This is a genomic window from Sphingopyxis sp. (assembly GCF_035944815.1).
Lineage (GTDB): Bacteria > Pseudomonadota > Alphaproteobacteria > Sphingomonadales > Sphingomonadaceae > Sphingopyxis.
This window is the reverse complement of the sequence record NZ_DASZAU010000004.1, coordinates 49,136-73,162: the sequence shown is the minus strand read 5'-3', so window position 1 is coordinate 73,162 and position 24,027 is coordinate 49,136. Positions and strand designations below refer to the sequence as shown.

Here is a 24,027-nt window from a genome sequence, read left to right as displayed (position 1 = left end):
CGAGCGGCGTCGCGGAACCCCCGCGGCGCCCTCCCCCCGGGCGCCTTCTGCCCGCGCGCTCGAGCTGGCGCCGCATCGCCGTGCCTCGGCCGTTCCGGGTTCGACCGCCGGTCGGCCCGGCCTCAGAAGATGCCGAGCGTTCCGCCCTTTGCCTTGTGATCGCGAAACAGCGCGAGGCGCGCAGGGTCGATGAGCGGTTCACTGTCCGCCTGCCCGATCCGCCAGATCGTTGCCGGGTCCGCCCCCGCCCGCCGCCATCGCGGCTTCGATCGGGCGCTGCCAGGATCGCCGGTTTTGATGAAGGCCAGCCAATGGTCCTGGACAAGGCGCGAGAGGGCGCGGTCCTTGCCGGTGAAATGCGCGTCCGAGATGTCGAGGTTGCCGAACACATAGGGCAGATCGCCCGTGTGGAACGCGCCGAACGCATCCGGATCGCTTCCCGGGAACGGATGCTCGAAATGGTAGGAAAAGACCGGTACACCTTGCGCCGCGCGCGCCTCGGCCCACAGAATGAGCCCCGCGATACGGCGATCGCGGGCGATTCTGACCCCCGATCGTGCCGCCTCCGCGTCGGTGCCGTGCGGGTAGAGCGCGAGCGCTCGCGGGGCGAGATCGCCGAAGCGCTTGCGCACCTCCGCCTCGAAGGCGCCGACAGTCTGCGGACCGTCCGCGGCGGCGCTTTCGTCGCGCGTGAAACCGATGATGAGAGGAACCGGCGATGCGAGCGGGGTTGCCATATTTTCCGGACTGGCGGGGATGACCTTGCCGTCAGCGACGGGCAACGGGAAACCGACAGCGGATTTCAGGATGGTCTCGACGGGCGCCGCCCGGAGGCCCGCAATGTCCTTCACTCCGGCCCGTGCGACAGTCGCGCTTCCCAGCGCCTCGGCGGTCGCATAGCTCGGACCGGGGATGCCAAGCTCCGGCCCGCTCTGGAGCACCGCGCGGTGAAACAGCCCGCTTGCCAGGGGCGAGACGAGCAGATCGTTGACGAGCGCCGATCCGGCCGACTGCCCCGCTACGGTGACGTTCGCCGGATCGCCGCCAAAGCGCGCGATATTGTCGCGGACCCAGCGCAGCGCCTCGATGGCATCGAGAAGACCATAGTTCCCCGAAGTCCCGAGCGGCGACTCCCTGGCGAGCTCGGGATGCGCCATGAAACCGAGAAGACCGAGCCGGTAGTTGATGGTGACCACCACCGCGCCCTTGCGGGCGAGCTCCGCGCCATCATAGACGGCAGCGTTCGATCCGCCGCCGACAAAGGCGCCGCCATGGATGAACAGATAGACGGGCCGCTTTCCCCCGCCATCTGGCGACCAGATATTGAGATAGAGGCAATCCTCCGACAGCTCGCTCGCCGGCATGAATGCGGCGCTATAGGGACCGAACGGCTTGGGGTCCGGCTGCGGGCAGGACGGCGCGAAGTGCGTCGCATCGCGCCGGCCGGTCCATGCCGCCGCGGGACGCGGAGCCCGCCAGCGCAAGTCACCCACCGGCGCCTCGGCATAAGGAATGCCGCGAAAGACGCGGACGTCCTTTTCGATCCGTCCCGCGACCTCGCCGGACGCGGTCATCACGACGTCCTCGCGCGCGCTCGCGGCCGGGGCCAGAAGCGATGCGAAGGCGGCAACGACAAAGGCGCATCGCGCCCGCATCGCAGCAGCGGCGGGCTCGCCCCGATCGCATTGGCCGGCAGTGCGCCCCGGCGAGCGGTTAACGGCAGACATAGCTTCCAGCCTCCTCCATTGAACCCGAGCCGCGGTACTGCGCCGCCTTCGGCCAGGCGCAGGCGGGCCGGCTTCGAAGCGCCTTCCCCGGCGCGCTCGTGTAGGCGGCAAAGGCGCTTTCGAACTTGGTCGCCGTGAGCTGGTCGGGCGCAATCCCGCTTTCCGCCCAGCGGTCGATTTCGGCAAGATAATCGACCGTATCGGGTCCGCTTCCGCCCGTGCAATGTCCGACGCCGGGAAGCATGAAGAGCCGTGTCGCCCCTGCAAGCCGGCTTCCGACGGTTCGGCGCATCGACTCGAAGTAGCGGATGGAATTTCCGGCCGGGATCGCGGCGTCGTTCCAGCCGTGATACATGAGCAGCTTCCCGCCGCCTCCAAGGAAGGGCCGCAGGTCGGGGTCGAGCGCGTCGATCATATTGCTTACCGTCGCCCTGCCCGCCTTCCATTCACGGTCGATATCGAAATTCTCGGCCGACCAGCTATCGTCGCTGTGGACGAAATTGCGGTAGAAGGCGGTCGCCATACCAGCACCCTGCGGCGTCGACCCGGTCAGCCAGCTGCTCCAGTCGCCTTCGCTTCCTGGCGGCAATCCGGGCATCACGAGCGTTCCGTCGCGCAGGCGGCTGTCAGCATAGACGGCCTTCACGGCCGAAAGCTCGGTCTTCGAAAGACAGGTTTCACCGGACGCTCCCGCCTTGCAGGCGAGAACCGCGGGATCGAAGCGGCACTTCGCCGGATTTCCGATCAGCCCGTCCCTGGCGCCGTCGAGGCCGTCGCAGCGCGCCACCGCCGCATCGCGGACAAGCTTGAGCTTGGGTTCGAGCGCCTTGCCGAGCGTTCCGCGGCCGAGCTGGCCCAGGCGGCCAAATGACGCCATGAGCCCCGAAAAATCATTCGCGGGCGCTCCAACCACGATCGCGTCATAGTCGCGAGGATAGCGCTGGGCGAGCATGAGCGCGTCGCGGCCGCCGTTCGAGCAGCCATGAAACAGCGCCCGCTTGACGGGCGCGCCATAATAGTCGGCAGCGACCGCCTTGGCGACGACCGCCCCGACATGGTTGGCGCGATTTCCGAAGTCGGCGATTTTTTCCGGCTGTCCGAACGCCCATTTCGGCACGATTGCGCGGTCGTGGCCCGCATCGGTCACCACCCCGGCAAAGCCGGCCCTGACCGGCATGCGAAGCACGATGTTCGCAAGGGTGTAGCCTCCTTCGAAGCCGCCTCCCCCGATTCCGGCGAGTTTCCCGTTCCACGTATCGGGGAGCCAGATTTCAAGCTTGATGCGTGAGCCCGCGACCGGCACGGCTTCGGCGCGCACCCGGCAGAACGCCGGGCTGTCCGCCGTTGGCAGCGGCGGCAGCGTGGAGCCTGCCGCGACATGCTCGGCTTTCGTCACGACCGCGCCGGCGAGGCTTTTTCCTTCGATCCCGCTACAGCGCGTCGCAAAAGACGATCCGGCCGGCTGGGCCGCCGCAAGGCCGCCGGAAGCCGCCCCGAACATGACGGCGGCAAGTCCCGTCCCCATTGCAAGCCACGAACGCATAGCCATCGCACTCCTCCCACCGCGCCAAGGGCGCCTGGATCTTCGTCCACGCCGAATGTCTAGCCAAAGTCAATGTTACGGTCAACATTGACCGCAAGTTTGACTCGGCAAGCCTCCTGGAATAGCTTGACCGGCACGGGCTCCGCGAAACATCGATCGACAATATGTCGCGGGCGGTCGAAGTGATGAGGCCAGTATCGGCGCGGTGATGGAAACAGCCTGGCCTGTCTCGTCGGCGAGCCAACGGCGAGCCAGACGAGCATGCATCGGGACCGAGGCGCGAGGCCTTCGCCCCTGGAGACGAGGAACCTGCAATTGAAAAGCGACCGCATCGCAACCTGGCTGACATTAAGGCGCACGACGATCATCGTAGGCGCAGTTTCCGCCTACATCAGCCTGTTGGCGATCTTTGCCTTCCGGGACCTCCCATATCTGTCAGACGGGAGTTTTTATATCGCGGAATGGCCGTTCGCGTGCGTTGCGCTGGTTGTCGTCCTCCTGCTGGTAAATCTCTATCTTGTCTCCAGGAAGCGCACGCGGCCCAGAAAGATCCTGGCGATCCTGTCGGCGCTCGCTGTGGTCGGCGTCCTCTTCAATTCGATCGCTTTTGCCCTCGACAAGGATGGCGAGGGATCGACGCGCGTCGTCTCGCGTCCGCACCCCTTCCCTGCCGGACCCGGGTTCATGGCCGGCGCGGCGAAAGGCGAGATCACGCCGTCCTCGTATCTGATGCCGATGCCGCTCCTTTACGGTCTCAAGTTCAGGTCGATCAACGACCCGGTCTACGCCAGGGTCCTGGCAATGTCCGACGGCGCGCAGCAGTATCTGTTCATCACTCTCGACATGACCCTCGTGCCCGAGGCCGAAGAGACGCTGCGGTTCCTCCACCGGCAGACCGGGATTCCGATCCAGAACATCTTCATCGCCGCTACCCACACCCATGGCACGACGCCCATCTCCCTTTTCGACTATACCAGCCCTGCAGACAGCAGAAAGAGCCGCAAGTGGTACGAGGAGATCAAGCGAACGCTTGCGTCCACCGTCGCGGCGGCCCGGTCCAATATGGTTCCCGCCCGTTACGGTTACGGGGAAGGACAGTCCCTGATCAACGTCAACAGGGACATCGTCTTTGGCAAAAAGTCCGTGCTCGGGAGCAATTTCGAGCGGCCGAGCGACAAGACGATCAGAATGGTTCGAATCGAGGATCTGAACGGGAAGGTCATTTCCCTGATCGTGAACTATGCCGTCCATCCCGTCGTGATGAACGGAAATCTCTCCGGCATCGGGACGCCGATCACCGGCGATATCGCCGGCAGAACCAGCTCCAAGATCGAAGCGCGGTGGGGCGACGCGGTCGTGCTGTGGACCATGGGCGCGGCAGGAGACCAGAACCCGAGATTCCTGACGCAGTACACCATCCAGACCAAGGGCCGAGAGCCGCACAACAGGAACCTCGGGAGCGCGGGATCCTCCATATTGGAGTATCTCACCGACGAGCATGTCCGGGACATATTGAAAGCCAATGCCGGGATCGAGGCGACGCAGACCGATCCCGAGATCCACAGTGCCGAAGCGATTGTTCGGGTGGACACGATCGATGTCGGCAAGACGCAGCCCTACAAGCTGCGACTGCTGACGCTGGGCGATATCGCGTTTCAAGGCGTATCGGCGGAGGTGGTGACGTCCATCGGCAAGGCCGTGAGGGAAACATCGCCCTTTCGAAACACCATCCTTGTGACGGCCGCCAATGGATATGAAGGCTATATTGCGGATGACTGGGAGTATGAGCATCAGGCCTTCGAGGTGGGCGACACGCGCGTGAAGAAAGGAGCCGCGCAGATAGAGCTCGTCAAGGGGTTCACGGGATTGTTCAAAGGCACGGCGCACCCGCGGCAAGAGCCTTGAACGGAACCTCGCTGCGCGGCCGGATCCGCTGCAACATCCGAGCAATGCTGCTTGCATGTTGATCGCCGCTCCAAAATATGCTTGTTGAGCTTCAGGGAACCGATCGGCCCGAATTTGGGCCGATCATGTTGCCCGGGACGCCGCTCGCGGACTTGATCCGCCGAGTCCGTCGTGTCCCGCAGGGCAAATTTACGGGAGTGGATGATGACGATTGACCGCCGCACGATGATCGCAGCCGGGCTTGCGCTTGCCGCTGCGCCTGGCGCCGCAGCCGGCGCTGCGCGCAGCACCGCCTTCCCTCGAGGCTTTCTGTGGGGAGCCGCGACGGCTGCGCATCAGGTCGAGGGGAACAATGTCAACAGCGACACATGGCTGCTGGAGAACGTCAAGCCTACGATCTACGCCGAACCCTCGGGCGATGCGGCGAACAGTTTCGAGATGTGGCCGCAGGATCTCGACCTGGTAAAACATATCGGGCTCAATACCTATCGATTCAGCCTGGAATGGGCGCGGATCGAGCCGGAGCGCGGGATGTTCTCGGTCGCCATGCTCGATCATTACAAGGCGATGATCGACGGTTGCCGCCAGCGCGGCATCACGCCGTTCGTGACATTCAACCACTTCACCACCCCGCGCTGGTTTGCAGAGCTTGGTGCCTGGACCAACCCTGAATCCATCGAACTGTTCGCGCGCTTCTGCGACCGCGCGGCGCGTCATCTGGCAGGGAATATCGCTTATGCGGCGACGCTGAATGAGCCCAATCTCTCCATGGTGGTCCGCAATGCGTTTTCCCCGCAGATGTTTGCGGGGATCAAGACAATCCTCGACAAGATGAACGATGCTGCAAAGCGCGCCTCGGGCAGCCCGAACTTCGTCGCGGGTAACACGATCAGCGTCGAGGATTTCGACGAGCTCACCCGCAACATGATCGCCGCTCATCGCGCGGGCCGCGCGGCCATCAAGGCGGTGCGCTCGGACCTGCCCGTCGGCGTCACGCTGGCGATCCCCGACGACCAGGCGGTCGGCACCAACAGCATTCGCGACCGGATCCGTGCGACAACCTATGGCGCCTGGCTGGAGGCGGCGCGGGGCGATGACTTCCTCGGCGTCCAGAATTACGAGCGCAGCCTGTGGGACGACAAGGGCGCGGTCGAAGCCAAGAGCGGTCCGGGCGATCGCAACGCCGCCGGCACCATAATTCATCCGGACAGCTTGGCGAATGCCGTCCGCTACGCCCATTCGGTGGCGCGAGTGCCGATCATTGTCACCGAACATGGTGCCAACACCGACGACGACGCGGTGCGGGCGCGCCTGATTCCAGCGGCGCTGAGCGAACTCAAAAAGGCGATCGACGAAGGTGTTCCCGTGAAGGGCTACATCCATTGGTCGCTGCTCGACAACTTCGAATGGATTTACGGCTACAAATATCGCTACGGCTTGATTGCCGTCGATCGCAAGACCTTCAAGCGCACGCCCAAGCCGAGCGCGGCGGTGCTTGGCGCGATCGCGCGGCGCAATGCGCTGGCGTTACGCTGATGGTGAAATAGCTACCGAGCAACGTACACTTCACACGAGGATCGGTCATTGACACAGCCCGTTTCACCAGCCGGCGCCGAACCTCGGACCGGTAGACGCCTTGCGCAAATTGGGCGGTCCGCATTCACATGCGGCTTGGTGGTCGCGCTCGCGCCGCCCGCGGCCAGTTTCGCACAAATCACCTATGAGAGGGCGCGCTCGATCGCCGGCGATCCCCCGAAGGCAGTGGAGCGTCTGATTCTCACGGATTTGCCGCGCCCCGCTGGAAAGCGCGTCGCGCTATTTGACGGACGTACCCTGGCAGGATGGAGCCCGTGGTTGGGCTATGCCGATCCTGCCGCTACCTACAGCAGCGGTACCGTCGCCGCACCAATCGGAACGAGCCGTGACACTAGCGACGACTTCGCGGTCAGACGGATCGACGGTAAGCCTGCGATCTGGATCAAGGGGCAGACCTGGGGCTCCCTGACGCATCGCGCCGACCTGCGCGATTATCACCTGCGACTACAGTTCAAATGGGGTGAGCGGGTCTGGGCGCCGCGCGAAAAGCTGCCCCGCAACAACGGTCTACTTTACCACACCCATGGCAAACCCGGCGAGGTCTATGGTACGTGGCAGCCATCGCTTGAGTTCGAGATCATGAAAGGTTCGGTGGGTATGTTCCTGCCGGTCGGACCCGCAGTGCGTGCGCGCACGAGCGTGGCATTCGATCCCTCGCTCTACTGGCCACATCTCCGCTTTCGAACCGATGGGCGAGATGTGGAAACGCGCAATGGATCTCCGACCTGGGCGATCGAGGCCGCCAGTGACGCGGAACGTCCGGTCGGCGAGTGGAACACACTCGACCTGTATGTCGTCGGCGACCACGCCATTCATGTGGTCAACGGCGTTCCGGTCTCTGAAGTGCGCGACCTCGCCGTGATCGGCCCGGATGGCAGCCGTCAGCCACTGACTCATGGCCAGATTCAGTTACAGTCCGAAGGGGCGGAGACTTGGTTCCGGCAAATCACAATCGAGCCCATCCGCCGCTTACCCCGAATCCGTGCGGTCGCACCTAGGCCGTAACATTTCGTCCTGCCGCAGGCCGGACAGGGGCGAAAGCCCCGGCATCTTCACTTCCCTCGCCCTCGGCGGCGCAGCGTTTCGCGACGCCCGCATGCGAGCAATCGGCGTCGGCGATCGCACGGGCGGTCCCGACCACCATGCTGCATCGCCGCAGTCCCGGCCGCTCGCAAGCCATCCGGTTATGCAAGCAACTCTGCTTGTAAGTTGACAAAAGGGCGCGGCCTCGATAGCCTCTCTATTCGCGGTGTGACGGCATCGCGGCAGGAGACGCCGAAAGCGGCGCTATGACACCGGGAGAAGAGCGTGCTGCAAGCGGATACAGGACATTTGCCGGCGCCATCGGCGCTGACCGCGAACGTATTGGCATTTCCGGACTTGCGCGAAGAAAGATCGCCTGCTGCTCATGGCATATCCGCGCCGCCGGTGCGACAAATCGAAGCGCCACAGCACCGGCGCATCTCGGGGCTGGCTTTGGGGCTGCTCCTCCTTCCCGGCACGATGCTTCTCATGGAAGTCATCCGGCGCCTGATCGAAGCCGCATAGGCCGACCACAAGACCCTCGCCAAGTCCCCGGCCGCACGTCCCGGCCCCTTGAGACAAATTGAACCCTGCAAGCGCGCCACCGAGGGCGCCATTCCGAGATGCTTGCGCTGCGTTGCCGCCGCCGAGATTTCGTCGCCGCCATCCGGTGCGCTGACCGCGCCGGCCCATTATCGCAGATAGGCGGGGGCCGGACGGGGAAAGTCAGGATAATTGGCGCGTACACATCTGAAGCTCGATGCCTTGAGCGAGTCTCCCTTGCCGTCGTAGCGCGGCAGCGCCGGGAAGGCGCAAACCGGCCGTGCCTCGGGTACCGGTCCCGCCATGGCGAACGGGGGGATGGAATATTGCTGCTGGGTCTTGCCGGCCATCAACCGGTCGGGTGCGGTTCCCTTCTCGACCCAGTGCTCGAGGGCCTCCAGAATATCGTCGCGAACGACACCCTCTGGACGAATGTCGAGGAGCTGGCCGAAATCGGTTGCCCCCGGACCGCTGGCGCAGTGGCCCATCCCCGGCACCATGAACAGGCGCGCAAATTGCTCGCGTGGCAGCGAGCCGCCCGTGATCTGGCGATAATAGTCGAGCGAACCCAAGGGGCTGATGATCCCGTCGGCCCAGCCATGATAGATGATCAGCTTCCCGCCCCGGCCCGCGAATGCCGACAGATCGGGATCCATCGCGTTGAGTTCCGTCGCGTAGCGGTCGTCGAGCGCTTTGAGGTCATGATCGAAGTCGAAGCTCGAGATCGGACGATCCCGGGGAAGTATCCAACGGGTGATGTCATAGCCGCTGCTCGGAAAGATCGGCGGATTATACGCCGCGAAGATCGATTCTTCGGCGCCGCGGACGTCGGGATGATAATAGACCTCGCCCGTGCGCGGGTTCCGCATCCCGCCGTAAATCTTCTCCAGCGTGCCGATCTGTACGTCCGAAAGGCAGGCCGACTTGTCCTTCGCGCGCGAACAGGACAGAAGACGCGGCGAGACTGTGCACTGAAGCGGGTTGGTGAGAAACTTGTCGCTTGGCGCCCCGCCGTCGCGACCGGCGCAGGCCTTGACGATCGCGTGCTGCCACGCAACCATCAGCGGCATCGGGACCGATGCGCCCGGCTGCAACCCCAACTCCCGCAATGCCGAATAATGGACATGCATGTGCGTGCGGTTATGCGCAGGGGCTCCCGCTATGATGCCGTCATAATCGGCCGGGAACTTCTGCGCTTCGCTGAGCGATTGATTGCCGCCGGTCGAGCAGCCGACGAAATAGGAGCGGTCGGCCGCTTTCCCATAATATCGCGCGATAATGTCCTTCGAGAGCACGGTCATTTCATGCGTCGCCCGGTAGCCGAAATCCTTGATCGCCTCGGGCCTGCCATTGCCGAAATTGAACTCGACGCCCGGCACCGCTGCGGGACTGCTGCCCATGTCGGTGCTTGCCGCCGCGTAGCCGCGCTTCAGCCCCCCGGCGAGGCTCGATGAGCCGATCTTGCCTGCGTTTCCGCCGTTCCCGATCCCGAGAAACTTTCCATTCCACTTGTCCGCTTGCGGCATCCAGAGTTCGATGAGGATATGCGAATCCGGATGCGAACTGGCGACCGCGAATATACGGCAAAAAGAGGGCATGCCGGTCAACCTGACGCCGTCGGCGGCGGTATAGCCTCCCGCCGCAACGGGCTGCGCCAGCACGACGACCGCATTGCCTATGCGATCTCCGCCGCCGAGCCCTTCGCAATCTTGCGAAGCCGCTGCCGTCGGTGCGACCGCGACGCACAGCAAACCTGCGGCCGCCAGAATTGCCATACGAACCCGCAGTACCACCGAATGCATGTGCATCGCCGCTTCTCCCCTCGCCTGACTGGCCGCCCACGGATCGCAGGACTCGCCGGACGGCTGGTCGAAATTACCGACGCCCGCCCATGTTACAAGCAAGATTGACCGGTAGTTAGAGTGCGCACCCTTCCCGTTCCCGGAAATGCGGCGATAACGGCTACAAAAACCGGCCCCAAACCAGTCATCATTCCGGCATTGAAGATCTTCCCAATGATATTTTACAGTCACAAATGCTTGTATATGCGAGCAGCCGTGTTATCGATGTAATACCCCGAATCAAGGAGAGGCTGAATGATCGATCGCCGCGCGATGTTGAAGATGAGCGCGATGTTCGGCGCCGGCGCCGCGCTGTCAGGCTGCATGTCGGCGCGCGTCTCGCAGGGTTCGGCTCCGGCCTTCGGCTGGACGCTGCAGCCGCCTGCGGCGGCAGGCATGACGGAAGCCGGCATCGAGGGAATTCGTGCGGCCATCGAAGCGCACATCAAGGCGAACGACCTGAGCGGTGCCGTGACGGCCGTTGCCCGGCACGGCAAGCTGGTGTGGTACGAGGCGCAGGGTTTGCGGGTCGTCGAGGATGGCACTCCGATGCGGAAGACCGATATCTTCCGCCTGATGTCGAGCAGCAAGCCGGTCACCGCAGCCTGTATCCTCATGTTGCAGGATGCGGGGAAGCTTTCGATCGACGACAGCGTCAGCCGCTTCCTTCCAACGTTCCGGAACCAGCGCGTCGCACAGCTGCCTCCCGAAGCGGAGCCGTTCCGTTACGATCTGGGGAAACGCGACAAGCTCAAGTCGCAGGTCACGATTGTCGCCTCGGAGCGCGATCTCACCCTCAAGGACCTTTTGACCCACACCAACGGCCTCGGCAGCGTCTTCGGAATGGGAAGCAAATCGCCCGACGTGCAAAGGGATAAGACGCTCGCCGAGCGGATCCCGCTGCTCGGCGAAATGGTACTCGACTTTCAACCCGGATCGCGGTGGGCCTATTCGCCGCTCGACGGCTTCGACGTCCTTGGCCATGTCGTCGAGATTGTGTCGGGCATGCCGCTCGACGAGTTCATGCGGGTACGCCTGTTCCGCCCCCTTGAGATGGGCGATATGACCTTCCATCTCTCGCCGGAGCAGCGGTCGCGGTTCGTGCCCTTCTACGAACGCCGCAAGGACGAATGGAAGCCGGGCGTCGATATCCTCGGCGCCGGTGACCCCACGTTGAAATATCTCTGCGGCGCGGGCGGCCTCGTCGGAACGGCCCACGACTATATGCAGTTCCAGATGATGCTCGCGAACCGCGGCACGCTCAACGGGAAGCGCGTGCTCAGCCGCGAGGCCGTCGCGCTCATGTCGACCAACCATGTCGGCAAGATGTTCGAGAATTTTCCGTTCATGGGCCGCAAGGGATGGGGCTTCGGCCTCGGCGTCGGCATTGTGGTCGACCCGGTCGCGGCCGGCTCGGCCCGCGGCCGCGGCTCCTTCGGTTGGGACGGCGCCTATGGCACCGACGGCTGGGTGGACCCCGAGCATGATCTTGCTGCGGTCTATTTCGTGCAGCAGTCGGTCAAGCCGCCGCTGATTGCCTTCGACAAGGCGATCGGCTCGGCACTGGCCGGTTGACCGGCATTTTTGGCGGTCGCGAGCCACCGCAGCGCAGATCGACGGGAGAGAAAAATATGAGAATGATGCTCGCAGCATTTGGCGCCGCCAGCCTGCTCGCCCTCGCCGCGCCCGCCGCGGCACAGGAGGTGCCTCAAAAGGGCGCCCCGTCCGGCGCGGTCGCGATCCCGCTCTATGGAAAATCGAACCCCGGCAAGCCGTCCGACGATCTCGTTTTCGGGCCGGAAGGATCGATCCGCAATGTCACCTATCCGACCCTGATCCCGGTTCTCCCTCGCCCCGGAACGGCCAATGGCACCGCAGTCATCGTTGCGCCCGGCGGCGGGTTCATGTTCCTGTCGATGGAGAGCGAAGGCTGGGCCGTCGCTCGTGCCCTCGCTGACCGCGGCGTCACGGCCTTCGTCCTCAAATATCGGTTGACCCCGACTCCCGCGGACGACGCCCAGTTCCAGGCCGCGATTTTCAAGCTCATCACTGGGCTCGCGAAGAAGGATCGGCCGCCGCCGAAGCTTCCGGATACAGAGGCTGGCCAAGATGCGCTCGCCGCCCTGAAGCTCGTACGCACCCGCGCGAAGGACTGGCAGATCGATCCGAAGCGCGTCGGCATGATCGGCTTCTCGGCGGGCGCGATCACGACGCTGAAGGCGGTTCTCGACGCCGGATCGGACGCCGATGCCGCGACGCTGCCCCCCGACTTCTTCGGATATATCTACGGTCCGATGGACGCGGTCGCCGTCCCGGCAGACGCGCCGCCGATGTTCGCGGCGCTTGCCATGGACGACACGATGTTCAGCCGGGGCGGCTATGAGATTGTCGGCGCATGGCGCGACGCCCGGCGGCCCGTGGAACTTCATGTCTATCAGACCGGCGGCCACGGCTTCGGGCTGGGAAAGCCGGGACAGACGAATGCGCTGCTGATGCCGGAGTTTCTCGCGTGGATGGAGATGCAGGGACTTTTGAAGGCAGCCCCCCAGCCCTGAGCGCCACGGCCGCGAGACTTTTCGGGAGACTATGATGGAACTGAACCGCAGAACGCTGATCGGCGCGGGTGCGGCGCTTGCCGCCACTTTGCCTCTGGGTGAGGCCATGGCTAAGGGCCGACGCGGAGCGCGCTTTCCCAAGGGCTTTCTCTGGGGCGCCGCGACCGCCGGGCACCAGATCGAAGGCAATAATGTCAATAGCGACATCTGGCTCGCCGAGAATGTGAAACCGACCTTCTTCGCCGAGCCGTCGGGAGACGCGGCGAACAGTTTTGCGCTCTGGCCCCAGGATCTCGACCTCGTGAAGGCGATGGGGCTCAACAGCTATCGGTTCAGCATCGAATGGGCGCGGATCGAACCCGAGCCCGGCATGTTCTCGATCGCCATGCTCGACCATTACAAGGCTATGATCGAGGGGTGCGCCAAGCGCGGTCTCGTCTCGATGGTGACCTTCAGCCATTGGTCGACGCCGCGCTGGTTTGCGGCGCGCGGAGGCTGGGCCAACCCCGAGGCCCCCGATCTTTTCGCGAATTTTTGCGACAAGGCGGCGCGCCACCTGGCCGCAGGGATCGGCTACGCCGTCACGCTGAACGAGCCCAATCTGCTCGTCGGCAGTTTCGAGGCGCCGCGACCCGAGCGCGTGCAGCAACTGCTCGCCGCCACCATGGCGGCCGCCGCGAAGGCCTCGGGCAGCGACCGCTTCGCAATGGGGCTGATCGGGATCAAGGACCTGGGTCAATATACCGAGCATCTGATCGCCGCCCACAAGAAGGGCAAGGCCGCGATCAAGGCCGTCCGCGGCGCCTTGCCCGTCGGCGTCACGATGGCAATTCCCGACGATCAGGAAGCCGGGCCGGGCAGCCTGCGCGATCGCTTTCGGCAGGAAGTCTATGTCCCCTGGCTCGAGGTCGCGCGCGCCGACGATTTCCTCGGTGTCCAGAATTATGATCGTCAGCTCTGGGACGCAAAGGGCAAGGCGAAGCCGCCGGAAGGTGACAGCCGCAGCACGGACGATGCACTGGTGTACAACGCCAGCGGCGGCATCGTCTATCCGGACTCGCTCGCGAATTCCGTGCGCTACGCCTATTCCCTCGCGAAGGTCCCGATCTTCGTGACCGAACATGGCGTCAACACAGCCGACGACCGCATTCGCGCAAACCTGATCCCCGCGGCGCTCGGCGAGCTCAAGAAGGCGATGGACGAGGGCATCCCCGTTATGGGCTATTTGCACTGGTCCCTGCTCGACAATTTCGAGTGGGTCTCGGGCTACAAGCATCAATATGGGCTGATCGCAGTCGACCGGAGCAATTTCAAGCGAACCCCCAAGCCGAGCGCGAGTGTCCTCGCGGCGATAGCGCGCGCCAACGCCCTGCCCGCTGGCTGAGGGGCCGCTCGAGGGATTGCCGGCCGGTCGCTCTCATGGCGAAGCCGGCTATCTTCAAGCCTACGCGGCCGGCCGTTCACGGCGCCGGAGATTAGCGTGCTTTGCGCGCTGCAAGGCTCCACCGCGATCCGCGGCGGTCCCGATCAGGCCAGCCCCGTCCCGTAATAGACCGCAATCGCGAAGAAGGCGGTCAGCGTCTTGATGATGGTGATGACGAAAATATCCTTATAGGCCTCGCGGTGCGTCAGTCCGGTGACAGCCAGCAAGGTGATGATGGCGCCGTTGTGAGGTAGCGTGTCCATGCCTCCCGATGCGAGCGAGGCAATGCGGTGCAGGACGTCGAGGGGGATGCCCGAGGCGTTCGCCGCGGCGATGAACCGGTCGGCGAAGGCGCCAAGGGTGAGACTGAGGCCGCCCGAAGCCGATCCCGTAATTCCGCACAGGATGTTGGTCGTGACGGCGACATTCAGAAGCGGATCCCGGATCGTCGAAAGCGCAGTGGCGATCTGGTGAAAGCCCGGGAGCGCCGCAATCACCGCCCCAAAGCCATATTCGGACGCGGTATTGAGGCTTGCCAGCAGCGAGCCGCCGATCGCCGCCTGCGACGCCTCGGCAAACCGCTCGCGGATGGTCGACCAGCCGATCGCGACGGTCGCCGCGATCCCGAGCAGCAATGCCGCCTCGAGCGACCAGAGCGCTGCGTTGGCGGTCACTTCCTGGACCACGGGCTTTGCGGTCGGCACTGCCGGGTTGAGCAAGGCGACCGCGCTCTCGCCATAACCCGACTGCACGAGCGCGAGAAACAGCCGATTGCCGACAGCGACGAGCAGCAGGGGCAGGACAGCGAGCCAGACGGGCAGCGCCGATCCGCCTTCGCCGATGTCCGGCTCGTTTCGGTGACCGGTTCCATAGCCTTCGCCGCGCTGTTGCGCCCGCCGCTGCTGCCAGCGCAGATAGGCAAAGCAGAGGCCGAATGTAAAGGCGGCCGAGGCAAGGCTCAGCCAGGGGGCGGCGTAGGCCGTCGTCCGGAAGAAGGTCGTCGGGATGATGTTTTGGATCTGCGGCGTTCCGGGCAGCGCATCCATCGTGATCGTGAAGGCGGAGAAGGCGATCGTTGCCGGAAGGAGGCGCTTGGGAATATCGGCTTGCCGGAACATTTCGACAGCGAAGGGATAGGTCGCGAACACGACGACGAAAACCGACACGCCGCCATAGGTCAGCACCATGCCGACGATCGTGATCGCAAGGATGGCGTGCCCCGGGCCGAATAGCCGCGTAATGCCGCCGACGATCGCGCGCGCCGCCCCCGACACTTCGATCAGCTTCCCGAAGACGGCGCCAAGAAGAAACACGGGGAAATAGAGCTTCACGAAGCTCGCCAGCTTCTCCATGAACAGGCCGCTGAACGCCGGCGCCACCGCCGAGGGATCGGTCAGCAGCACGGCGGCCATGGCCGCCAGCGGCGCAACGAGAATGACGCTGAATCCCCGATATGCGAGGAAGATGAGCGCGGCGAGCGCGCCGAGGCAGATGATCAGCGACATGGGCTAGCCTGCATAATGGTCAGGGAGGCCGTTAGCGCCGGCGCCGGCTGCTACGGTCCCCGATGTGCCGCCGCTTACTGTAATTACCGAGCCGCTCAGCGACATATTGATCATAACCCACTCCCGCATCATGTCCCCACAGTCTCGTGTCGCCGCGAGGGACCTGCCGCCGTTCCCGCGCTGACCACGCTCGACGACCCAATCGCACCTCGCCCATTTGCCGGAGGAAAAATTCGCTCTCGCACTCTCCGCATCGCACGGCGCGATGTCAACTTACAAGACGCCCTGCCTGTTTGTGAGCAATCGACCCGGCGGCGGAGAAGTGCTTAGTCTGGATGGCAGCGCAGCCCTTCCCGCTTGAGGCGTCCAGGGCTCTGCCGGAGCGGAGCGATTTCAGTCCAGCCGGGCGAGGAAGCGGTGGTGGCCCGGAGGCACGGAATAAACCATATAGCCAGTTTCATTGCGCAGGGGGCGAGCCGCGCGCGGCGCTTGCGCAACCTGTCCGGGGCACCAGATTTCTGCGGAGGAATTGCCTGGTATGATGACCGTCAACTCAAGCCTCCCGTCGCGCTGACGCCATTTCGATGTCACGCCGCCTTTCACGGTCTGCAGCGTGGCGGACACGTCACCCAGGTCGCGAGGTACGAAGGGCTTGATGACAATGCGATCATATCCGGGGGCTGCAGGGCGAATACCGGCCAGACCTTGATAGAACCAACTCGACACCGACCCCCAATAGTGGTGGTCGTAGGATCGGCTCGTCAGTTCCCACGTTTCGAGCATCGTGGGGATGTCGTTGCTGATCCAATAGCCCCAGCTCGGCGCGCTGGTCTGGGTCACCAGTCGCCAGGCGGTGTCGCCATGACCGAAATCGCTGAGCAGTGTCAGCAGATAGCGGCCTGAAAAGGCGCCGGTGGATGACAGGTGATAATCGTGCGCTACGATATCCTCGTTCACTTTCGCCACGACCCCAGCCGCCTCGTCATCCGGCACCAGACCGAACACGACCGGCAGGACATTCAGATATTGCAGGAAACGCTGCTTCTCGTCCGTGCGAGCGGCCATATGGTAAAATCCCCTGCGTCCATCCCAGAAGGCACGGTTGAACGCGGCACGGATTTGCCGGGCCTTGGCGGCGTAGCGCTCGGCGTCTTCAGCCTTGCCGAGCAATTTCGCATTGCGCGACAGGCGATCGACCATCCAGTAGAGATAGGCGGTCGAGACGGCATCGACCTCGGTCGCCGGTGCATCGAGCCCGTTGGCGAGCCGCAGCGCAGCGGCGTCTGCGTCCGGTGCAGCGGAAGCCGGCATGGCATATTCGCCCAGCAAGACGTTTGTCGGACTTTTGTAACGATACTCGTCGGGGGTAAACCAGCCCAGCGTGTAATCCACCAGCCGCCGCTGCGTGTCGTACATGTCCGCCAGAACGCGGCGATCGCCGGTCAGCGTGTAGAGGTCGTCGGGCACGATCAGCGCCGCGGCGTCCCACGCCGGTGTGGGCCCGTTGACCATCGACCAGCCGGGCGTCCCTTCATAACCGTAAGACGGCGTTGCGGGAACGATCTCCGGGATCTCGCCGCTGGGCGCCTGCGCATCGCGAAAATCCGCGAGCCACTTCGTCCAGACGGGCGCGACCTCGAAATTCAGCGCGGCGGCCAGCGCCGACGCCTGGGCGTCGCCGGTCCAGCCATTTTTCTCGAACGTCGGGGTATCGGTCTGAAAGCCGTGCATATTGTTGAGGATCGTGACGCGCGCGGCGCGGTGAATCGCATTCACCAACGGCTCGGAACTCTCGAACTCGCCCAGCGACGCCACGTCGGAGTGCATGACTTCGCCGACAAGCGTGTCGACCGTCGGCGTGCCGGTGAAACCCCGCAATTCGACATAGCGAAATCCGCCATAGCCGAACTGCGGCGCCCATTCTTCCACACCGCGGCCCGCGAAGATGTAGCGATCGACCTGCAATTGCGCATCGACATGGCTGCTGGTCGACCAGACACTACCGTCCGGCCGCAATTTCTCATGCTTGGTCAGGGAAAGCGTCTGACCCGCAGGGCCGCTTGCATGCACGCGAACGCGGCCAGCGAATACGCGGCCGAAATCGAACACCCAGACGCCGGGCGAAACCTCGGTAATTTTCCGGGCGCGCAATGTCTCGGTGACGGCTATCGGCTGTTGCTTCGCGGCGTCGAGCCGGCCCGCCGGACCTCCGACGATGCGGACGGGGCGCCAGTCGCCGTCGACATCGCCGGCCCGAGCCCAAGCCAAGGATGCGCGGCGCGCATCGAACCTCTCACCCGCATAGATGGAATCGTGCAGCGTCGGCCCGGGCATCCAGGTCCAGCTATCGTCGCTGGCGATCGTCTGTCGACGGCCGTCGCGCAGCGTCAATTCGAGTTGGAGCTTGAGCGCCGGCCGCGCCCGCCAGGGCGGCGCGTGCCAATACCATTCGTTCGGCTCGGCCAAGTCGTACCAGCCCCGGCCCATCTCGACGCCAATCGCGTTTTCGCCGCGCCGCACCAGCTGCGTCACATCATAACTGCGATAGAGCACCCGGCGATCATAGGCGGTGAAGCCATCGGCGATCGGCTCGCCGACGCCGTGCCCGTTCAGGAGGATGCGCGGAAATCCCCCCGCCGCAACATATAGCCGCGCGCTGACCACATCGTCTTCGCTAAGGAAGGACTTGCGCAGTAGCGGTGCCGGGGCCGCGAGCGGAAAGACGATGTCGATGCCCTTGGCGTTGCCCGGCAACAGGCCGCCGTCGGTGACGGTGCCGCCGCTCAGCGGATTGTTGTTGCGCGCGAAGTCGGCGGTGGTGGCCGCGCCGCCGGCCGGGGTCACTTCAATCGAATGCAGCAACATCGCGTCTGGCGGCGACACCGGGCTTGTGAACCCCGGGCGCGGCTCCGTCTGAAAGATGCCGGCGGTGCCTCGCACATGGTCGTCGTCGCGCAGTTCGTCCACGACGCGGCCGTCCAGCCGGGTGATGATCCGCGTGCCGCGCGCTTCGACGGCCAGCGAAAGCGGACGCGCGCGCGCCTCCGCAACACTGAGCGGAAGGCGTATCTGCTTGATCACCCGTTCCTTGACCAGCGGCGTGCCGCTCGGCTCATAATTGCGCGAGAGCGCGGTCAGCATCGCCTGCCCGCGCGTTTCGCTCAGCCGCCACACATAGGCTTCACCGAATGTCTTGCCCTCCGGCGAAGCGCGAAACAGAAAATCGACGGGCAGCCCATACCAGGTGAAATTCCACTCCGTCTTGGCATCGGACCAGTCATGCTCGATGGGCGACGCCGCCGAAATCCATCGAGCCTGCCAGTCAGTATCGACGAGCAACGACATTTCCCAGGGCGATGATGCACTCCAAAGGGATCGTCCGCTGCTGTCCGTCACCAGGACCCGCCAGTAATAGGTCTCTCGCGCCTGCAACGCCGGTCCGGCATAGACGATGCCCGATTGTCCGGAGGAAGCGACGGTGCCGCTGTCCCAAACGAGACGACCCTCCCGAAGCGCCGCGGGCGAGGTCGCGACCTGGATCCGGTAGTGGGTTTGCCGATTGACCGAAGACGGCAGAAGCCAGCTGAAACGCGGCGCTCGGACGTCCGTGATGATGTGGCCGGGCGCGCCCTCCACGCGGAGCTCGAATGGACGGGCCGCTGCCGCCTGGAGCTGAGCCGCGACCGCTGTGCACCCCGCCCCCCCGCTGCTCATCAGAAAGGCCAGGATCGCAAGACGGGGTCCACAGCGTCGACGCATCATAGTCGCGGGCCCTATTCGTTACGCGCTCGCGGCGCGGCGGTGGATTCGCGGACAACAAGCTCGAACGGCAGGATGCGATGCGTTGCCGACCCATCCTCGGCGACATCGCGCGCCATGCCATCGATCAGAATAGCTGCCGCCTCCGCCGCCATTTCCTCCGTCGGTTGCCGGATCGTCGTCAGTTGCGGCCAACCGACCGAGCTGAATATCGAGTCATCGAAACCGGCGATGGAAAGATCCTCGGGCACATGCAGGTTCAAACGATGCGCCTGGGCAAGCGCGCCCAACGCCATTTCGTCATTTGCCCCGAATATCGCAGTCGGCGGTATCGGCTGGGCCAGCAGACGTTCGGCCGCCTCAAGTCCCGAGGGAAAGGTGAAAAGCCCCGGTTCGACATAGTCGGGATCGAACGCGATACCGCGCTCGTCGAGCGCGCGGCGATAGCCCGCGAGGCGGAGCGAGGAACTGGGATGATCGGAATTGCCGCCGATAAAGCCGATCCGCTGATGGCCCAGGCCCGCGAGATAGGTGACCATCTCGAATACGGCCCGTTCGTCCTCCATTTTCACGAAGGCGGAGCGATAGACGTCGACCTGCGGAGAAACCCGCACGTAGGGAATGCGCGAACGATCGATGATCGCAAGGACCCGCGGATTGTCGCTCAGCGGCGGGACGAGGATCAATCCATCGACGCGCAATCCGCGCAGGATGTCCTTGAGCGCCTCGTCCTGGTCGGGTGAGGTCACGTCCAGCGGCTCGGGAAAGACGCGATAGCCGGCCTGCCGGCATCGTTCGATCGCACCTTTCAGCGCCTTGCCCTGATAGTCCGAAATCGCATTTTCGAACAATAGGGCGATCGTATAATTGCGGGCGCCCGGCAGGCTGCGCGCCGCGAGGTTCGGCAGATAACGCAGTTCGTCGATCGCGTCGTTCACGCGGCGAAGTGTTGACACTTTCACGCTCGGGTCGCGGTTGAGGACCCGCGAAACGGTCTTGATCGACACCCCGGCTTCGCGTGCAACATCGACGATCGTCGGGGGTTTCAGCATTCCATTTCACCGGCAATCAGTTGAGGGGCACCGGTGGGACTTTTATCCGACGCAAGCAATGTGGCAATCGTGCTGACACCGCTTTCGGCATGATCGCTGATCCATAGCTCGAACTTGCCCGGCTCGAGGATCATGTTTCCGTCTCGATCCGGAAAGCGAAGCTGCTCCGCAGCGAGCGAGAAACTGACCGTTTTTCGTTCACCAGGTTCCAACGCGACCCATTCAAAGTCCTTCAACTCGCGAACCGGCCGCACGACACTGCCGACGAGATCGCGGACATAAAGCTGCAGCAGCGCATCGCCCGCCCGCTCGCCCGTATTGGCGACCGTCGCGCGGACCGTCAGCTGCCGGTCGGGCGTGAAGCTTTCGCTATCCACGCGCGTTTCGCCCACGACAAAGCTGGTGTAGGTCAATCCAAAGCCGAAGGGGTAAAGCGGTGTTGGCCGCAGGTCCTCATATGCCGTGCGGAAAGGCTCCCCGTCATATTTCCACGGCCGCCCTGTAGCAGGCCGGTTATAATATAAGGGGGTCTGCGCGGCATGCCGGGGAAAGCTTACAGGAAGGCGCGCGCGTGGCTGGGCCGCTCCGGTCAGGAGATCGCACAGCGCCGGTCCGCTTTGGGTGCCCAGGAACCATCCGATCAGCATGGCGTCGAACAGCGGTTCGAATTCGGCCAGCGGCACCGGCCGGCCGGTCGTCACGATGCCCACGACGGGCTTGCCGCAGGCGGAAACCGCCCGGGCAAGTTCGAGCTGGGCCTCGGGAAGGTTGGTTTCGGCGCGCGATCGCGCTTCACCCGACCAGCGTTCGCTTTCGCCGATCGCCAGGATGACGACATCCGCCGCGCGCGCCGCGGCGCACGCCGCATCGATGCCGCCCGGGATAGGCTCGGTCAGCGCGCAACCGGGTGCGTGAAGGACGCGCTCCGCGCCGAGTTCCGAAATCATGGCCGTCTTGAGTGTCACCGGATCTGCCGAGGAGCCGAAGATGCTCCAGCAGCCGTTCAAATGCGATTGATCGTCCGTGAGAGGCCCGATCAACGCGACCTTGCACCCGGGCGCCAGCGGTAAAGCGGAAATATTCTTGAGCAGCACGGGGCTCCGGGCCGCCGCCTCGCGCGCCAGCGGCAGGTGCGCCGGCTTGTCGGCTTCCTCCCGATCGGGTCGAAGCCGCCGGAACGGATCGTCGAACAGGCCGAGCGCCAGCTTGGCCCGAAGCATCCGGGTCACCGCTGCGTCGATGACTTCGATCGGCACCTCGCCGCTCTCGACCAAGGCTTCGCCATGCTCGAGAAAAATCCCGCTTTCGAGGCTGACATCCAGCCCCGCCCGCAGCGAAAGCAGCGCGGCATGCCGCGAATCTTCGGCAAGCCCGTGCGCAACGAGCTCATAATCCGACGTATAGTCGGACACGATCACGCCTTCGAACCCCAGTTGGTCGCGCAACACACCGCGCAGCAGTCGGTCGTTCGCGGTGCAGGGCACGCCGTCGATGTCGTGAAACGCCGTCATCACCGAGCCCACGCCCGCTTCGATCGCCGCCTTGAAGGGTGGCAAATAGTGTTCCAGCAGCGTTTGCCACGACATGTCCGCGCGGTTGTAGTCCATGCCCGCTTCGGCCGCCCCGTAGCCGACAAAATGCTTCGCCGTCGCCATCACGGCATCCGCGCGGCTGAGATCGCCGCGTTGATAGCCCAGCACGCGAGCGCTCGCGAAGCGACAGGCAAGCGTGACGTCCTCGCCGTTCGATTCGACCATCCTGCCCCAGCGTGCATCGCGCGCCACGTCGACCCCGGGCGCGAATGTCCAGTCCACGCCGGCGGAACTCGCTTCCGCAGCCGCCGCACTTGCCGTCCGGCGAGCGATATCGGGATCCCAGCTTGCCATCTCGGCCAAAGGCACCGGAAAGATGGTGCGAAACCCGTGGATCACATCGGCGGCAAAGATCAGCGGGATGCCAAGCCGGCTCTCGTTGACCGCACGCCGCTGCAACGGGAGCAAATCCTTCACACCGACCGCGTTGAAGAACCCGCCGATCTCGCCCCGTCCGATCGATGCAAGCCGTTCGTCGCGCGGCACCGGGAGATAGACAGGATTGAACAGATCGGCCGAAAAGTCCTGCTCGACGGAGTAGAGGCAGAGCTGCCCCAGCTTTTGGCGCAGCGTCATCGCCTCGATCAGATGACGGATAAATCCGTCATGATCGTGTCGATGCTGGGCGTACAGATCGGAAGCGATGGTCAATTCACACCTCGTATCGGTTTGACCAGGACGGCCCCCGTCAGGGCAATCACGGCGGCGATGCCGAACAGCATCGGATAATTATTGTCGGTCGCGCCAAGCACCTGCACAGCCACCAGAGGCGCCAGCGTCTGTCCGAAGATGTTCGTCAGGTTGATGATGCCGAGATGCTTGCCGGCATCGCCGCCCGGAGGAAGAACCTGCGCGATCAGCGCGATGTCGACGGCAAAGAAGCAGCCGATGCCAAGGCCGAAAAAGGCATAGCCCACGATCATGCCGGGCCAGGTCGGGAAAAGCGCAAATATCGCCATCGCGCCCGCCATCGTCGCTCCGGCGGCCAGCACGAAAATCTTGCGCCGCCCCAGCCGGTCGGAAAGGAAGCCGCCAGCCAGCGTCGAAACCACGCTCGTAAACGTCGAGATGGCAGTCAGCGTGGCCAGACCCTGCTCGGCCTTCGCGCCTGGAAACAGCTCCTGATATCTTACGGCGTCCTGCAGATAATAGAGCATGTAACCCGTCACCAGGCTGTAGGGGATCATCACGAGGAACCGCGCGAGCCAGGCCCAGGCAAAGTCAGGGTGCTTTCGCGGGTTCACGCGAAAATCCCAGAGCGGCAGCGCGGCGGCCCGCTCGGCCTCGATCGGGACATCCTCCCGGACGAACAGGGCGAAGGGCAGAACACTGATCAACAGGATGACGGCGATCGCGACGAAGCGCAGCGCGCTGTCATCGATCAGGCGACCGATCAGCGTGACCCCGAGCACCGAGCCGACGGGCAGCCCCAGGCCGATCAGGCCCGATACCGATCCCTTCTGGTCGTCCGGGATACGATCGGGGACGACGGCGTTCAGCGGCGCAAACAGGAAGTTGAACGTCAGTTGGAACAGCACGAAGCCAAGGACGAGGGCCGGCAGCGAGTTGGCGAGCGCGATCACCGCATAAGAGATAACGGTCCCGACCGCGCCCGCCACGATCCACGGACGCCGGCGGCCCCAGCGCGACCGCGTCCGATCGCTGATGCTGCCTGCGATCGGATTGGCAAAAAAGGCCATGACGGAACCGCATATAGTGACGAGGGCCAAGGCGGACGCCTTGTCCGCACCTCCGATGGCCTGCGCCTTGAGCGGCAGAAGAATGGCAAGGAGCGGTACGAAGCTCAGGAAGCTGCCGATTTGCGCAAGCACGAACAAGCTGAGGGGGGCCGGCCCGATTCGTGGCGGCTGCGGCTGGCGCACACCCCCTTTAACCCCCTGAGACTCCTGCATAGCCACCTCCCCGACCCTTATGATCCAACGTTGTCATTTCGGTCAATGCG

General features: G+C 64.3%; 15 protein-coding genes. 7 read left to right on the top strand and 8 right to left on the bottom strand.

The genetic code is table 11. The annotated features are described in order from the left end of the window. Window positions 1-122: 122 nt before the first annotated feature. Together VGU00_RS05840 and VGU00_RS05835 are read right to left on the bottom strand one after the other, a co-directional pair. Window positions 123-1,727 (bottom strand): carboxylesterase/lipase family protein, encoded by a 1,605-nt coding sequence (locus VGU00_RS05840; RefSeq protein WP_327466458.1) that lies wholly within the window; start codon window positions 1,725-1,727, stop codon window positions 123-125. After that, window positions 1,714-3,276 (bottom strand): tannase/feruloyl esterase family alpha/beta hydrolase, encoded by a 1,563-nt coding sequence (locus tag VGU00_RS05835; RefSeq protein WP_327466456.1) that lies wholly within the window; start codon window positions 3,274-3,276, stop codon window positions 1,714-1,716. The genes VGU00_RS05840 and VGU00_RS05835 overlap by 14 nt, the downstream gene beginning before the upstream one ends. 309 nt (window positions 3,277-3,585) lie before the next feature. Here VGU00_RS05835 and VGU00_RS05830 point away from each other — a divergent pair, with 309 nt between their 5' ends. The 4 genes from VGU00_RS05830 (at window position 3,586) to VGU00_RS05815 (ending at window position 8,319) form a co-directional block, all read left to right on the top strand. Then, window positions 3,586-5,175 (top strand): hypothetical protein, encoded by a 1,590-nt coding sequence (locus VGU00_RS05830; protein WP_327466454.1) that lies wholly within the window; start codon window positions 3,586-3,588, stop codon window positions 5,173-5,175. A gap of 201 nt (window positions 5,176-5,376) precedes the next feature. Next, the gene (locus tag VGU00_RS05825; protein ID WP_327466452.1) at window positions 5,377-6,711 is read left to right on the top strand and encodes a glycoside hydrolase family 1 protein; all 1,335 of its coding nucleotides are present in this window, start codon (window positions 5,377-5,379) and stop codon (window positions 6,709-6,711) included. A gap of 138 nt (window positions 6,712-6,849) precedes the next feature. Continuing rightward, the gene (locus VGU00_RS05820) at window positions 6,850-7,776 is read left to right on the top strand and encodes a DUF1080 domain-containing protein (protein WP_327467440.1); all 927 of its coding nucleotides are present in this window, start codon (window positions 6,850-6,852) and stop codon (window positions 7,774-7,776) included. A gap of 303 nt (window positions 7,777-8,079) precedes the next feature. Further along, window positions 8,080-8,319 (top strand): hypothetical protein, encoded by a 240-nt coding sequence (locus VGU00_RS05815; RefSeq protein ID WP_327466451.1) that lies wholly within the window; start codon window positions 8,080-8,082, stop codon window positions 8,317-8,319. Between the two features lie 167 nt (window positions 8,320-8,486). On the opposite strand, the gene VGU00_RS05810 is transcribed toward VGU00_RS05815, so the two are convergent. Continuing rightward, the gene (locus tag VGU00_RS05810; protein ID WP_327466449.1) at window positions 8,487-10,145 is read right to left on the bottom strand and encodes a tannase/feruloyl esterase family alpha/beta hydrolase; all 1,659 of its coding nucleotides are present in this window, start codon (window positions 10,143-10,145) and stop codon (window positions 8,487-8,489) included. A 288-nt stretch (window positions 10,146-10,433) separates the two neighbouring features. Between VGU00_RS05810 and VGU00_RS05805 the strand changes: the two genes are divergently transcribed. The 3 genes from VGU00_RS05805 to VGU00_RS05795 are packed head-to-tail and all read left to right on the top strand — an operon-like array spanning window position 10,434 to window position 14,117. Next, window positions 10,434-11,753: a serine hydrolase domain-containing protein gene (locus VGU00_RS05805; protein WP_327466447.1), complete on the top strand. Its 1,320-nt coding sequence runs from the start codon at window positions 10,434-10,436 to the stop codon at window positions 11,751-11,753. 56 nt (window positions 11,754-11,809) lie between these two features. After that, window positions 11,810-12,733 (top strand): alpha/beta hydrolase, encoded by a 924-nt coding sequence (locus tag VGU00_RS05800; protein ID WP_327466445.1) that lies wholly within the window; start codon window positions 11,810-11,812, stop codon window positions 12,731-12,733. Window positions 12,734-12,767: 34 nt separating this feature from the next. Then, window positions 12,768-14,117, top strand: coding sequence for a family 1 glycosylhydrolase (locus VGU00_RS05795; protein ID WP_414713513.1), 1,350 nt, complete (start codon window positions 12,768-12,770; stop codon window positions 14,115-14,117). A gap of 143 nt (window positions 14,118-14,260) precedes the next feature. Here the strand turns inward: VGU00_RS05795 and VGU00_RS05790 are convergent, their stop codons facing one another. The 5 genes from VGU00_RS05790 to VGU00_RS05770 form a co-directional block, all read right to left on the bottom strand. Then, a complete protein-coding gene (locus tag VGU00_RS05790) occupies window positions 14,261-15,661 on the bottom strand; it encodes a GntP family permease (protein ID WP_327466441.1) in 1,401 nt (466 codons plus the stop codon). A gap of 393 nt (window positions 15,662-16,054) precedes the next feature. Further along, window positions 16,055-19,297, bottom strand: a complete 3,243-nt coding sequence (locus tag VGU00_RS05785; protein WP_327466439.1) for a family 78 glycoside hydrolase catalytic domain — start codon at window positions 19,295-19,297, stop codon at window positions 16,055-16,057. A 137-nt stretch (window positions 19,298-19,434) separates the two neighbouring features. After that, on the bottom strand, window positions 19,435-20,472 hold the full coding sequence (locus VGU00_RS05780) for a LacI family DNA-binding transcriptional regulator (RefSeq protein ID WP_327466437.1): 1,038 nt from the start codon (window positions 20,470-20,472) through the stop codon (window positions 19,435-19,437). After that, the gene (locus VGU00_RS05775; RefSeq protein WP_327466435.1) at window positions 20,466-22,715 is read right to left on the bottom strand and encodes a glycoside hydrolase family 3 N-terminal domain-containing protein; all 2,250 of its coding nucleotides are present in this window, start codon (window positions 22,713-22,715) and stop codon (window positions 20,466-20,468) included. The genes VGU00_RS05780 and VGU00_RS05775 overlap by 7 nt, the downstream gene beginning before the upstream one ends. Beyond that, complete coding sequence (locus tag VGU00_RS05770) at window positions 22,712-23,977, bottom strand: MFS transporter (protein WP_327466434.1); 1,266 nt, start codon at window positions 23,975-23,977, stop codon at window positions 22,712-22,714. Before VGU00_RS05770 ends, VGU00_RS05775 begins: the two co-directional genes overlap by 4 nt. Between the last annotated feature and the right edge of the window lie 50 nt (window positions 23,978-24,027).